Below are 13,893 nucleotides of genomic sequence, written 5' to 3' on the forward strand. Positions count from 1 at the left end.
TTGATGGTCGGGGTGTGGGGGATGCGCGCGGCCGGTTCGCGGCCGCGGGCGTCGGCGCCCGGGACAGGTGGTCCGGGCGCCGCGGGAAGGCACAGGGAGTCAGGCGCGCAGGGTCGCGCCGCCGTCCACGTACAGGTCGTGCATGGTGATGTGCCGCGCCCGGTCGGAGACCAGGAAGGCGACGGCCTCGGCGATGTCCACGGGCTCGGCGATCCGGCCGAGCGGGATGCCGACGCGGTACGCGGCGGGGTCGCCGTCGATGACGCGCCGCTCGGCCGACTTCTCGTCGCCGTCCCAGAGTTGGCGCTGCATGGCGGTGTCGGTGGAGCCGGGCGAGACCACGTTGCACCGCACCTGGTCGCGGGCGAGTTCGAGCCCGAGGCATTTGGTGAACATGGTCGCGGCGGCCTTGGACGCGGCGTAGGCGGCCATGCCGGCGCGCGGCACGCCGGCCGCGTTGGAGCCGACGGTGACGATGCAGCCGGAGCGGCGGGCACGCATGCGCCGGGCTGCCGCCCGTGAGGTGGCGAAGACGCCGGTGGTGTTCACGGCGAAGGTCTCGGCCCAGTCGGTGTCTCCGAGTTCGACCACCGGCGCGGGGCGCAGGATGCCGGCGACGTTGACGAGGATGCCCAGCGAGCCGACCGTGCGCTCCACGTCCTCGACGAGGGCGTCGACCGCGGCCGCGTCGGTGATGTCGGCGGGGCGTGCGAGGACGGCGGGCTCGGGTCCGGCCCCTTCCTCAGCCTTCCGCCGGTATTCGGCCTCAAGTGCCTTGACGGCGGCGGCGTTCCGGTCGACGGCGACCACGCGCGCCCCGCGTGCGGCGAGGGTGCGGGTGACGGCTTCGCCTATCCCCTGACCCGCGCCGGTGACGAGCGCGATCCGCCCGTCGAGTTCCTTCTGGTGCACAGGAGCCCCCTCGACCGCACCGTCCGATTGACTTAGGTAAGGCTAACCTAACACAACGATCTTGAGGGGAGGCAGGGGGTCGCGGATGCGCATTAGGTTAGCCTTACCTTATGTCGCTACTGCAAGGGGAACGCGCCGAGTTGGCCGAACCGGAACCCTCCCCACCGGCCCGACCCACCCGCCGCCTCCCCCGGTCGGCCGGGCTCCTGCTCGCCGCGGTGCTCGCGCTCGCCGCGGCCTCGCTGTGCATCGGCGCGGGCGAGGTCGGCGCGGCCGGCGTCCTGGACTACCTGGGCGGCAGCGACAGCGCGCGGCTCCAGCTCGTCGTCGGCGAACTGCGGCTGCCGCGCACCGCCACCGCGCTCCTCGTGGGCGCCGCGCTCGGTGTCGCGGGCTGCCTGTTGCAGGCCGTCACCCGTAATCCGCTGGCCGAAACCGGACTGCTCGGCGTGAACGCCGGAGCCTCCCTCGGGGTCGTCGCCGGCATCGCGTTCCTGGGCGTGGAGACCGGTTTCGGCCATCTGGTCTGGGCGTTCGCGGGCGCCGTCCTCGCCAGTGGACTCGTGCTGCTCATAGCGAGCGGCTCCGGGGGCAGTTCTCCGCTGCGCCTGGTGCTCGCGGGCTCCGCGCTCGGTGCCATCTTCGGCGGTCTGACCAGCCTGATCGTGGTCAACTCGGCCCAGGCCTACGACGGTTTCCGGCAGTGGGTGCTCGGTTCGCTGGCGGGGATCGAGGGCTTCGGCGAACTGCGCACGCTCGCCCCGGTCCTCGCCGTCGGGTTCCTCGTCGCCCTGTGCGTGGTGCGGCCGCTCTCGGCCCTCGCCCTGGGCGACGATCTGGCGCGCGGTCTCGGCCACCGGCCCGGTCTCATCCGCGTGGTGGTGGCGCTCTCGGTGACGCTGCTCACGGCGTCTGCGGTGGCGCTCGTCGGGCCGGTCTCCTTCCTCGGACTGCTTGCCGGGTTCGCGGCCCGCACGCTCGCCGGGCCGCGCCTGTTCGCGCAGATCGGCTGCGCGGGGCTGATCGGTGCGGGGGTGCTCACGGGCGCCGACGTCCTGGCGCGCGTGGTCTCGAAGCCGTACGAGGCTCCGGTGTCCGTGATCCTCGCGCTGATCGGCGCCCCGGTCCTGATCGCCATCGTGCGCTCCCAGCGCCTCGGCGCCCTCGGCATGACCGACCCCGAGCCCGCTTCGGCCGCGGGCCGTCAAGCCGCACCGTCCGACCGCCGTCTGGTGGTGCGGCGCGGTCCCTTGTCTCTGCTCGTGGCCTGGCGGCCCGCGCTGGCCGCGCTGCTGCTCTCGGCCTTCCTCGTGGCGGCCGTGGTGTTCGCCGCGTACGCGGGCCAGAGCGATCTGGACATTCCGCGCACGTTCCGCGCGATCTTCGGGGTGGGCGACCACTTCGACGTGCTGCTCGTGCAGAAGTTCCGGCTCGGGCGGATCGTCGCGGCCCTGACGGCGGGCGCCGCGCTCGGGCTCGCGGGCTGTCTCACCCAGACCCTGGCCCGCAACCGGCTCGCCACCCCGGAGTTGCTCGGCGTCAACGACGGGGCGACGGCCGCCGTCCTGGTCTCGGTCACCGTGTCCGGCACGTTCGGCGCCTGGTGGGCCGGCCCGATCGGCGCCCTGGTCGCCGTGCTCGTGGTCACGCTGGTGGCGGGCGGACTCGGGCAGCGCGGCTACCGCGTGCTCGTCGTCGGCCTCGCGATGTCCGCGCTCGCCTCGGCCGCCACCCAGGTCGTCCTGGCGCGGCGCTCGCTCAGCTCGGCGAGCTCGCTCTACACCTGGGCCTCGGGCAGCCTCAACGGGCGTTCGTACGACGTCGCCTGGCCGGTACTCATCGGGCTCGCGCTGCTCATCCCGGCCTCGCTCGTGGTGGCCCGCCAGCTCAATGTGCTCCGGTTCGACGACGCGACGGCCTCCTCCCTCGGCGTCTCCCCCGCCCGCGTGCGGCTGGTCTGCATGCTGCTCGCCGTCGCCCTCGCCGGGCTCGCGGTGGGCATCTGCGGCCCGGTCGGCTTCGTCGCCCTCGCCTCCCCCGTGATCGCCTCGCGGCTGGCGGGCCCGCTGCGGGTGCCGGTCCTCGGATCGGTCCTGGTGGGCGCCATGTTGATCCTGCTCGCGGACACGCTCGGGCGGACCGTGTTCGACGGTGTGGAGGTGCCGGTGGGCGTGGTGACCACCGTGCTCGGCGGGCCCTTCCTGCTGTGGGTGCTGCTCGGCCGCTCCTCGGCCGTCCGCCTCTGACCGATCCCCCTCCCTCTCTTCCCGGCCACCGCGCCTTCCCGTGACGCAAGGAGTCCGATGTCGTACGAAAGCCCTGTCCTCACCGCGCTGCGGGACGGCGGGCCGCAAGCGGTCCGGGAGTTCTGGGAGCGCCTGGAGACGCTCGGCACCCCGCTGGTCGAGGAGGACCCGGCGGATCCGGCGTACCGTCAGGTGACCTTCGTATGGCGGGACGATCAGAAGGAGCCGGCGGACGACGTGGTGGTGCTCCTGCACACCGTCACCGACAAGGACCGGCACGCCGGGGACCTCACGCCGCATGCGATGCGGCGGGTCGAGGGCACGGACGTGTGGGCGCTGGCGTACCGGCTGCGGGCCGACCACCGCGCCTCGTACCAGTTCCACGTGGCGCGCGGGCCCAGGTCCGAGACGCTCGGCACCCATCGCGCGGCGTGGCTGCGGACGCTCGACGGGGCCGTGCCCGATCCGCTGAACCGGGGTGCGCTGCTTCCGGGGGACGGCAGGCGGCAGGGGGCGTCGGTCCTCGAACTGCCGGACGCCCCGGCCCAGATGACGTACGAGGACGGGGAGGACCGGACGGTCGAGGCCGAGGTGTCCGGGCGCCGGGTCTACGTCCACCGGCCCTCGCGTCCCGGCCCGCACCCGGTGGCCGTACTGCTCGACGGGGAGGTCTGGGGTCCGCGGCTCGGCTTCGGCCGGGCACTCGACGCCGCGGTCGACCAGGGACTGCTGCCCCCGATGGTCACCGTCATGGTGGACACCATGGGACGCGACGCCCGCGTACGGGATCTGAGCTGCAGCGGCGCCTTCGTGGACTGGCTGGCCGATGTGCTGCTGCCGTGGGTACGGGCCGAGTTCGGGGCCACGCACGATCCGAGGCGCACGGTGATCGCCGGGCAGAGCGCGGGCGGACTCACGGCCGCGTTCGCGGGCTTCCGGCGGCCGGAGCGGTTCGGGAACGTGCTGTCGCAGTCGGGGTCCTTCTGGTGGCCGGACGACACCGAGTTCGACGCGGGCAGCGAGTGGCTGACACGGCAGTACGCGATCACCGAACGGCGGCCCGTGCGCTTCCATCTGGAGGTGGGGCTTCAGGAATGGATGCTGCTCGCGCAGAACCGGCACCTGCGCAATGTGCTCGAGGCCAAGGGATACGAGGTGACGTACCGGGAGTTCAACGGCGGGCACGACTACGCGTGTTGGCGGGTCGGGCTCCTGGACGGGCTCGTGGGGCTGGCCAAGGGGTGGTAGCCGAAGGGGGCGGACTCCATCTGGAGTCCGCCCCCTTCGTCCAACGAGGCTTCAGACCGTCGCGGCCTCTTCCTCCTCCAGGACCGGTGGCTGCGGTGCCCGCTGCGGCATGCGAAGGGCCCAGACCACGCCGAGGGCGACCAGCCCGGCCGTGACCAGGATCGCGACCCGGTACGGGCCCGCGTCGGCGTCGCCGTGGCCGGAGGCGCCGAGGGCCGAGACGACCGCCGCGGTCACCGCGATGCCGAAGGCGCCGCCCAGCGTGCGGACGATGGTGAACAGGCCCATTGCCTGGCCCATGTGGGGCGGCGCGATGCCGGCGAACCCGGCGATCTGGATCGTCAGGACCGCGGTGCCGAGCACCAGACCGACCGCGAACATGAGGATCCGTACCGCCCAGGCGTTCTCCGCCACGGCCGGCAGCGCGAGGGCCGCGAACACCAGCGCCGCCAGGACCAGCGCGGGCGCCGCGAGCCGCCGCGGGCCGAGCCGCGGCAGCAGCCGGTCGACCGCCTGCGAGGCCAGCATCAGACCGAGTGCCTCCGGGAAGACGCTCAGCCCCGCGTCGAGGGCGGAGGCGCCGAGCACCGCCTGATAGAGCAGCGGGAACACGAACAGCACGCCCATCAGACCGGCCGAGGTCACCAGGGCAAGGACCGTCGCCGCGGCGTACTCCCGGTCCTTGAACAGCCGTAGCTCCAACAGGGGTGTCGTGGCCCGGAGTTGATGCAGCACCGCGGCCACCGCGAGGACGCTCCCCGCGAGGGCACTGACCAGGATGGACGCGGTGGTCCAGCCGTGCGAGGGCCCGAAGCCCAGCGCGTACGTGAGGAAGCCGAGGGCGGGGGTCGCGAGCAGGAAGCCCGTGCGGTCGAAGCCGCCTTCGGTCCCCTCGACGTGCTCCCGGATGCCGACCAGGCCGATCAGGACGGCGGCGGCGCCGATCGGCACGTTCACGAAGAACAGCCAGTGCCAGGAGAGGTGTTCGGTCAGGAACCCGCCGAGCGGCGGCCCGAGCGCGGGCATCAGGGCGGTCGGCACGATCAGCACCTTCGCCAGCTTCACGCGGACGTGCGGCGGAAACGTACGGAAGAGCAGGGTCATGCCGACCGGGGTCAGCAGACCGCCGGCCAGCCCTTGCATCACGCGTGCCAGCACCAGAGCGGTCAGGGAGCCGGACAGGCCGCAGGCCGCCGAGGCCAGGGTGAACACGGCGAGCGCGCCGAGGAACACCCGCTTGGTGCCGAACCGGTCGCCCAGCCAGCCCGCCACCGGCAGCGCGACGGCGAGGCTGACGAGAAAGGCGACCTCGACCGTGTTCGCCGCCGAGACCGGCCGGCCGAAGTCGCGGGCGATGGTGAGCAGGGCCGGGTTGACGATGGTCGAGTCCAGGCCGTTCATGCACATGGCGGCGGTGTAGACGACCACCACGGCGGCGCGCGAGGGCGCCACCGGGATCCTGGGGGTCTCCGCGGTCATCGGGCGGCGGCCGGCGTCAGATCCGTCCAATGGGCGGTGATCCAGTCCAGCGCCTGCTGCCGCGCGCACGGGCCGTGGGCGGCCCGCCAGCCCTCGGGCACGGCGGCGAAGGAGGGCCAGAGGCTGTGCTGGTCCTGGTCGTTCACGAGCACCAGGAACTCGCCGTCGCCGTCGAAGGGGTTGGCGGGGGCGTCGCTCATCGGGTCTCCAGGGTGTCGGGGTGGGGGGTGGTGGGGCGGTGCGCGGGGGTCCGCTCGATCTCTTCGATGCGGTCCGCGACCACGCGCGCGATGTGCCCGATCGGCTCGGGCAGCGTCATGTCCTTGTGCGAGCAGGCCACGTCGGTGTTCTCGATCCGGCCGGTCACATACGGGGTCCAGGTCTCGGGCGTGAGGGTGTCGTCGATGGTGTCGACGGTGGCCCGGAAGAAGAGCACGTCGCCGTCGAAGAGGCGGTGGTCGAAGCCTCGTACCAGGTGATTGGTGTTGAGGTAGAGGGAGTTGAGCGCCTCGATGGTGCGGTCGTCGAGGCTTGCCAGCGGGGAGCCCTCGCGGCGCAGCACCTCGGCGACGGCGGCCAGTTCGAGCGGCTTGCCCTCAAGGCTGTCAGGGCCGTATCCGCCCATGGTCAGGAGCGCTTCGAGGGCTTCGGCCTGGTCGGGCACGGGCAGGTCGCGGAAGCCCTCGGCCGGGTAGGCGTCGAGGATCGCGAGCAGTTCGACGCGCTGGCCGAGGTCCTGGAGGCGGGTGGCCATGGCGTGCGCGATGATGCCGCCGGTCGACCAGCCGAGCAGACGGTACGGGCCCTCGGGCCGGACCTCGCGCAGCCGGTCCACGTAGTGCGCGGCCAGCTCTTCGAGGGTCGTCGGGAGCGGTCGGTCCGCCGTGGCCCGGCCCACGCCCTGCGCCTGGAGGCCGTAGAGCGGGATGTGCTCGGGCAGATGGCGGATGAGACCCGCGTAGCACCAGCTGAGGCCGCCGGCCGGATGGACGGCGAAGAACGGGTTGCCGGGGGCGTCCGGGCCTGCGGGCCGCAGCGGCAGCAGGACGTCGAGCGGGTCGTCGGCCAGGTCGCCGGTGTCGAGGGCGGCCTCCAGGGCGGCGGGCGTCGGCGCCTGGAAGACCGTGCCGATGGTGACCTCGCGCCCGAGCGCGGCCTTGATGCGGCCCGCGAGGCGGACGGCGAGCAGCGAATGGCCGCCCAGATCGAAGAAGTTGTCGTCCACGCCCACCCGGGGCAGGCCGAGCACGTCGGCGAACAGCTCGCACAGCTGGGCCTCGCGCGGCCCGCGCGGTGCGCGGCCTGCGGTGACAGCCGCCGCGTGGTCCGGCGCGGGCAGGGCCTTGCGGTCCAGCTTGCCGTTGGCCGTCAGCGGCAGCCGGTCGAGGAGCACGACGGCGGACGGCACCATGTGGGCGGGCAGTTCACGGGCTGCGTGCTCGCGCAGGTCGATGCGGCCTCCGGCCGCGTGCCCGGGCAAGTTCGTACCGTCTCCGGCCGCGTCCTCGCTCACATCGGTACGGTCGCTGACCGCGTACGCGACCAGGCGCTTGTCGCCCGGGGTGTCCTCGCGGACGATCACGGCGACGTCGGCCACCTCCGGATGGGCGGCCAACACGGCCTCGATCTCGCCGAGTTCGATCCGGAAGCCGCGGATCTTGACCTGGTGGTCGGCGCGTCCGAAGTAGTCGAGCCGGCCGTCCGTGCGGCGGCGCGCGAGATCGCCCGAACGGTACATGCGGGTGCCGGGCGGGCCGTAGGGGTCGGCGACGAAGCGTTCCGCGGTCAGGGCGTGCCGGCCCAGGTAGCCGCGCGCGAGGCCCTCGCCGGCCACGTACATCTCGCCGGTGACGCCGGGCGGTACGGGTTGCAGGTACTCGTCCAGGACGTAGACGCGCAGGTCGGGGATGTTGACCCCGATGGTGCTCGACGCGCTCGCGGCCGCCGTCTCGCGGTCGAGCGCGAAGTACGAGACATGCACGGTGGTCTCGGTGATCCCGTACATGTTGACCAGGACGGGAGCGTCCTCGGCGTGCCGGGCGTACCAGTCGTCGAGCCGGCCGAGCTCCAGGGCCTCGCCGCCGAACACGACGTAGCGCAGGGCGAGTTCGGTGCCGGGGCGTTCCCGGTCGGCGGCGGCCAGCTGGTAGAAGGCCGACGGGGTCTGGTTGACGACGGTGACCTTCTCGCGGGCGAGCAGGTCGAGGAAGGCCGCCGGGTCGCGGCTGACGAGGTGGGACACGACCACGACGCGGCCGCCGTGCAGCAGCGCGCCCCACAGCTCCCAGACGGAGAAGTCGAAGGCGTAGCTGTGGAAGAGCGTCCACACGTCGGGCTCGGCCGCCCCCTCGAAGCCGAACCAGTGCTCGGTGGCGGTGAACAGGCGCAGGACGTTGTGGTGCGTGACGGGGACGCCCTTGGGCCGGCCCGTGGAGCCCGAGGTGTAGATGACGTACGCCATGTCGGTGGGGCGCAGCGGGCGAGTGCGTTCGGCGTCGGTGAGGTCGTGGTCGGGGTGCTGCGGGAACCGGTCGTGCGGGCCGAGGAAGGCCGGGCGTTCGCCCTGCGGGGCGTCGACGAGGACGAGGGGCAGGTCGTTGGCGGGCAGCCTGCGCACCGTGGCGGAGTCGGTGACCAGGGCGGCGGGCCGCGCGTCCTGGAGCATGTACGCCAGCCGGTCCGCGGGATAGTCCGGGTCCATCGGCAGATACGCGGCCCCCGACTTGGCGACCGCCAGGAGCCCCACGACGAGGTCGAGCGAGCGCGGCAGGGCGAGGGCCACGATGGCGCCGGGGCCGATGCCCTGCGCGGTGAGGGTGCGGGCCAGGCGGTTGGCGCGCGCGGAGAGTTCGGCGTAGGTGAGGTGCTCCTCGCCGCAGGTGGCGGCGGTGCGGTGGGGGTGGCGGGCGGCGACTGCTTCGTAGCGGGTGGCGAGGGTGGTGGGGGGCTCGGTGGTGGGGTGCTCGGTGGTGGATGGCGCCGGGGTGGTAGGTCGGTCCGTGGGCTCAGTGGGGCCGAGGGCCGGGGACGTCGGGTTGTTCCACTCGACGATCGCCTGGTGGTGCTCCTCGGGTGAGAGGAGCGGGAGCAGGCCGATCGGGGTGTCGGGGCGGGCGACGGCGGCGGTCAGGAGCCGTGCGAGGCGGTCGGCGAAGGCCTGCGCGGTGGCGCGGTCGTAGAGGTCCGTACGGAATTCCAGGAACCCGCCGATCCCACCCCCGGCCCGCTCCCCCACGTTCAGCGTGAGGTCGAACTTCGCGGTGCCCGAGGGCACGGCGTCCATCCGGGCGGTCAGCGCACCGAGCCGGAACTCCGTGTCGGGCACGGACTGCCAGACCAACATGGTCTGGAACAGCGGGTGCCGGGCCAGCGAGCGCGGCGGGTTGAGGTCCTCGACCAGGCGGTCGAAGGGCAGCTCGGCGTGCTGGTGCGCGGCGAGCACTGTGCTGCGGACCCGGTCGAGGAGCGTACAAAAAGTCGGCGCACCGAACGTGTCAGTGCGCAGCACCAGGGTGTTCACGAAGAAGCCGACGAGATCGGCGGTCGCGTCCTCCTCGCGGCCGGCGACCGGGGTGCCGATGGGGAGGTCCGTGCCGGCGCCGTGCCGGGTGAGGAGCGTGGCGAGCGCGGCCTGCACGACCATGAACGCGGTGGTGCCGGTGTCGCGGGCGAGGGTGCGCAGGGCGGTGTGGGTGGCCGCGTCGATCTCGAAGGGGACGGCGTCTCCCTCGTACGAGGCGACGGCGGGCCGCGGCCGGTCGGTGGGGAGTTCGAGCTCGTCGGGGAGGCCGCTGAGCGTGGCGCGCCAGTGGTCGAGGAGCCGGGTGGCATACGGGGTGGGCGCCTCGGGGGTGCCGAGCAGGCGCTGCTGCCAGGCGGTGTGGTCGGCGTATGCGACGGGGAGCGCGGTGAACTGCGGGGCGCGGCCTTCGGACCGGGCCGCGTAGGCGGTGGCGAGGTCGCGGGCGAGGGGCGTGGTGGAGGCGCCGTCGGCGGCTATGTGGTGGAGGAGCAGGAGGAGGGTGTGCTGCCCATCCGTGTCGTCGGTGAACAGTGTGGCGCGGAGCGGCAGTTCGGACGCGAGGTCGAAGGGGTGGCGGACGGCGGCCCGCAGCCGGGTCGCGAGCGGGGCGGGGTCCGTCAGCGGTTCGACGGCGAACGGTACGTGAGCCTCGGCAGCCGGGATGACCTGCGCGAACGGCTCGTTGTCAGCGGTGCCGTATACGGTCCGCAGTGTCGAGTGACGCTCCGTGACATCGCGCAGGGCAGCTTGGAGCGCGCTCTGGTCGAGAGGGCCCGTGAGGGTGAGGACGAGCGGGATGTTGTAGGTGGGGCTGGGGCCTTCGAGACGGTGCAGGAACCAGAGGCGCTTCTGCGCCGGGGACAGCGGGGGGTGAGTGGTGTGGTGGGACGCGATGTGGTGCGTGGCACCGTCCGGGTGTGGGGCGTCGTCTCGGCGCGAGGTGCCGTCCGGGTGCGAGGTGCCGTCCAGGCGTGGGGCGTTCGGCTGCTGCGGTGCGTCGGCGGCCGGGCGGCGGGCGGGCTCGAGCACGGGCCGGTCCGCGTCGTGCGCGGCCTCACGGACGAGCGCGGCGAGCCGGGCGGGCGTCGGGGCGCGGAACACGTCGGCGAGCGTGACCTCGGCCCGGAAGGTCTCGCGCAGGCGCGCGGCGAGCCTGCCCGCGAGCAGGGAATGACCGCCGAGGGCGAAGAAGTCGGCGTGCGGGGAGGGCAGTTCGGGCAGGTCGAGAAGGCGCGCGAACAGTCCGCGGACCAGGTCCTGCTGTGGCGTGCCCTGGCCCGTCTCGGCGGGCTCCTCGGCCGTGGGCACGGGATCGGGCAACGCGTGGTGGTCCAGCTTGTCGTTCGGCGTACGGGGCAGCGCGTCGAGCAGCAGCAGCGCACTCGGCACCATGTGCTCGGGCAGGCGGGCGGCGAGGTGGTCCCGGAGTGCGGCCGGGTCGGGGGCGGCCCCGCTGGCCGGTACCGCGTAGGCGAGCAGCCGCTTGCCGTGCGCGGAGTCACGGGCGATCACGGCGGCCTGCGCCACCTGGGGGTGCGCCGCCAACACGGTCTGGATCTCGCCGGGTTCGATCCGGAAGCCGCGGATCTTCACCTGGTCGTCGGCGCGCCCGAGGAACTCGAGGGTGTGGTCGGCACGCCGGCGCACGAGGTCGCCGGTGCGGTACATCCGGGCTCCGGGCTCTCCGTGCAGCGGCCCGAAGGGGTCGGCGACGAAGCGTTCGGCGGTGAGGTCCGGGCGTCCGAGGTAGCCGCGCGCGAGGCAGGCGCCCGCAATGTAGAGCTCACCGGTGACGCCCGGCGGGACGGGCCGGAGGGAGGAGTCGAGGACGTAGGCGCGGGATGCGCGCATGGGACGGCCGACGTCGGCGGGCACGCCGCCCGCCCCCTGCGCGTCTGCCGCGCCCGCCGAGTCGGCCGCCGCGGCACCGGCCGCAACCGCCGCTGCGGCGGCCTCCGTTCCGGCGTCCCCCGCTACAGCGCCCTCGGTTCCTGCGCCCTCCGATCCCGCGCCCTCCGTTCCGGCCGGCAGCCAGTAGTACGCGTCGACCGTCGTCTCCGTCGGCCCGTACAGGTTGATCGGGCGCACACCGGGCGTGCCGGCGAGCCGCCGCCACAGCGCCGGGGGCACGGTCTCGCCGCCGACCACGATCACGGCGGGGTGGTGCCGCCCGGGCTCCAACAGGCCCTCGGCGACGAGCGCTTCGGCGTACGAGGGGGTGACGTCGAGGTAGTCGATGCGGTGCGTCTGCACGTACGCGTTCAGCGCGCCGGTGTCGCGGTAGGTGGCGTCGTCCAGGACATGCAGTTCATGGCCGTGCGCCATCCAGAGAATCGGATCCCAGGAGGCGTCGAAGGCGAACGAGGCGCTGTGCGCCACCGCGAGCCGCTCACGTCCGGTGCGGGCGACGGCGGGCGCGATGTGGTCGGTGCCGTGGCCCGCGTACAGGTTGGCGAGGGAGGCGTGCGTGACCACGACGCCCTTGGGGCGTCCGGTGGAGCCGGAGGTGTGGATCAGATACGCGTCCTGCTCGGGGCGGGGCGCGGCAGGCGCCGTGCCCGGCCGGCCCGCGATCCGCCCGCGCGTCTCCGCGTCGTCGAGCAGCAGCGCGGGCAGGCCCTCGCGTACCGGCGCGGGCAGGGCGCGCACGGTGGCCGCGTGGCCGAGCACGCACACCGGGCGGGCATCCGCCACAACGGCTGTGAGGCGCTGCGCGGGGTGGCCGAGGTCGAGCGACTGACAGACGCCGCCCGCCTTGAGCACGGCGAGCAGCGCGAGCACGGTGTCGGTGCCGCGGTGCAGGGCCAGGGCCACGGGATCGCCGGGCACCACGCCCGACGCGCTGAGTTCGTGGGCTAGTTGGTTGGCCGCATGGTCCAGTTCGGCGAAGGTCAGGGCCTGCCCGGCGCCGTCCGCGGCTCCGCGCACCGCGACCGCGTCCGGGGTGCGCGCGGCCTGCTCGGCGAAGAGTTCGGGCAGGGTGCGCGGGCAGGGCGGCTCCGTGCGTCCCGCCGTGGCCGAGCGGATCTCGTCCGCGTCCAGCAGGTCCAGGGAGCCGACCGGCCGCCCGGGGTCGTCGAGCAGAAGGGAGGTGAGGGCATCGAGGTAGCGCAGGAAGCCGCGTGCGTGCGTGGCGAGTGAACCGGCGTCGTAGCAGGCCGGGTTGGCGTCCAGGCCGAGCCGCAGTCCGCCCGCGCGGCCGGGTGCGGCGGTGACGGCCAGGTCGTCGACGGGTCCGGCGGCGAGGTTGTGCACCGTGCCGGGCAGGCCGGCGAAGTCCAGGGTCTCGTCCTCGAAGGCCTTGATGTTGACCATGGGCCCGAAGAGCGGGCCCGGGTCGGCGGACCGTCCGAGGTCGTGGCGGAGCTCTTCGAGCCGGTGGCGCTGGTGGCGGCGCACCGAGCGGACCTCCAGGACGACACGGCGCAGGAGTTCGGCTCCGGTGTCGGCGGGGCGCACGGCGATGCGCAGCGGCATGACGTTCACGAGCATCGCCGGGGTGCGCAGGGCTTCGGGACCGCGCCGGTTCATCAACGGCAGACCGAGGACGATGTCCTCGGCGCCGGTGATGCGGTGGGTGTAGCCGGCGGTGGCGGCGATGACCAGCTCGGCCCAGGTGGCCTTGACGGCGCGCGCCGCCTCGGTGAGCCGGTCGGCCGTGCCCGGCGCGAGGTCGTGGGCGCGGCGCAGGACGTGGCGGGCGGGGGCGGCGGGGCGGCCCGCGAGCGTGACGGGTCGCGGCCGGTCGGCGAAGCGGGTGCGCCAGAACTCGCGGTCGGCGGCGTGCTGTTCGCCGCCCAGGTACGCCTGCTCGTCGGCGATCAGGGCGCCGAGCGCGCCGAACGGGTTCGGCGCGGGGTCCTCGCCCTTGGTCAGCGCCGTGTACACGGCGGCCACGCGGGAGGAGATCAGGGTGAGCGCGTAGGCGTCGACGGCTATGTGGTGCACGCGTCGGTACCACCAGTGCGTCTCGTCGTCGATGCGCAGCAGGGCCTGTGTCATGAGGGGGCCGGCGACGGGATCGACGGGGAGTTCCAGGTCGGCCCGCATCCAGGCCTCGGCGGTCGCGCGCGGGTCGGGGTCGGCGCGCAGGTCGAGCCGTTCGAGGGTCCAAGGGCGGTCGCGTACGACCTGCTGAAGCGGCCCGTCGGGCCCCTCGGAGAACTCCAGGTTGAGCGTGTCGGCCTCGGAGACGGCCTGGCGCAGGGCCTGTTCGAAGAGGTCCGCGTCCAGCGGTCCGGTGATCTCGACGCGGTCGCCGGTGTTGAGGACGGGGTTCGCGGGGTCGAGGTGCTGCGCGTGCCAGATGCCCGACTGGGCGGCGAGGAGCGGGAGCCGGACCTCGCCTCCGGATATGCCCGCGGAGCTCGCGCCGGTGCGGTCTTCGGTCTCTGGATCACGCATGGGAGGACTCCCCGAGGTGTACGGCTGGTCGGTGGTCCGCAGAAGCGGTGGGTCGTTGACCCGCGGAAGCGGTCGGTCGAC

Annotated in this window: 6 protein-coding genes; 2 read left to right on the top strand and 4 right to left on the bottom strand. The window is 73.7% G+C overall.

The features are described 5' to 3' along the window. Positions 1–99 precede the first annotated feature (99 nt). The gene (locus tag BLT97_RS04055) at positions 100–912 is read right to left on the bottom strand and encodes a 2,3-dihydro-2,3-dihydroxybenzoate dehydrogenase (RefSeq protein WP_093607222.1); all 813 of its coding nucleotides are present in this window, start codon (positions 910–912) and stop codon (positions 100–102) included. A 110-nt stretch (positions 913–1,022) separates the two neighbouring features. On the opposite strand from BLT97_RS04055, the gene fhuB reads away from it, so the two are divergent. Then, complete coding sequence (fhuB, locus tag BLT97_RS04060; protein ID WP_093607223.1) at positions 1,023–3,158, top strand: Fe(3+)-hydroxamate ABC transporter permease FhuB; 2,136 nt, start codon at positions 1,023–1,025, stop codon at positions 3,156–3,158. Between the two features lie 57 nt (positions 3,159–3,215). After that, on the top strand, positions 3,216–4,406 hold the full coding sequence (fes, locus tag BLT97_RS04065; RefSeq protein WP_093607224.1) for an enterochelin esterase: 1,191 nt from the start codon (positions 3,216–3,218) through the stop codon (positions 4,404–4,406). 51 nt (positions 4,407–4,457) lie between these two features. On the opposite strand, the gene BLT97_RS04070 is transcribed toward fes, so the two are convergent. From BLT97_RS04070 to BLT97_RS04080, 3 genes are read right to left on the bottom strand one after another with little or no spacing between them, the layout of a single operon-like run. Further along, positions 4,458–5,885, bottom strand: a complete 1,428-nt coding sequence (locus tag BLT97_RS04070; RefSeq protein ID WP_093607225.1) for a DHA2 family efflux MFS transporter permease subunit — start codon at positions 5,883–5,885, stop codon at positions 4,458–4,460. Next, positions 5,882–6,085, bottom strand: coding sequence for an MbtH family protein (locus BLT97_RS04075; protein WP_093607226.1), 204 nt, complete (start codon positions 6,083–6,085; stop codon positions 5,882–5,884). Before BLT97_RS04075 ends, BLT97_RS04070 begins: the two co-directional genes overlap by 4 nt. Next, complete coding sequence (locus BLT97_RS04080; RefSeq protein WP_093607227.1) at positions 6,082–13,812, bottom strand: amino acid adenylation domain-containing protein; 7,731 nt, start codon at positions 13,810–13,812, stop codon at positions 6,082–6,084. Before BLT97_RS04080 ends, BLT97_RS04075 begins: the two co-directional genes overlap by 4 nt. Between the last annotated feature and the right edge of the window lie 81 nt (positions 13,813–13,893).

It is taken from the genome of Streptomyces indicus, assembly GCF_900100315.1.
Taxonomy (GTDB): Bacteria; Actinomycetota; Actinomycetes; order Streptomycetales; family Streptomycetaceae; genus Streptomyces; species Streptomyces indicus.

Excerpts from the sequence above, each read along its gene's own strand:
- fhuB (WP_093607223.1), top strand. The coding sequence starts at position 1,023 with ATGTCGCTACTGCAAGGGGAACGCGCCGAGTTGGCCGAACCGGAACCC.
- BLT97_RS04075 (WP_093607226.1), bottom strand. The coding sequence starts at position 6,085 with ATGAGCGACGCCCCCGCCAACCCCTTCGACGGCGACGGCGAGTTCCTG.
- BLT97_RS04070 (WP_093607225.1), bottom strand. The coding sequence starts at position 5,885 with ATGACCGCGGAGACCCCCAGGATCCCGGTGGCGCCCTCGCGCGCCGCC.
- fes (WP_093607224.1), top strand. The coding sequence starts at position 3,216 with ATGTCGTACGAAAGCCCTGTCCTCACCGCGCTGCGGGACGGCGGGCCG.
- BLT97_RS04080 (WP_093607227.1), bottom strand. The coding sequence starts at position 13,812 with ATGCGTGATCCAGAGACCGAAGACCGCACCGGCGCGAGCTCCGCGGGC.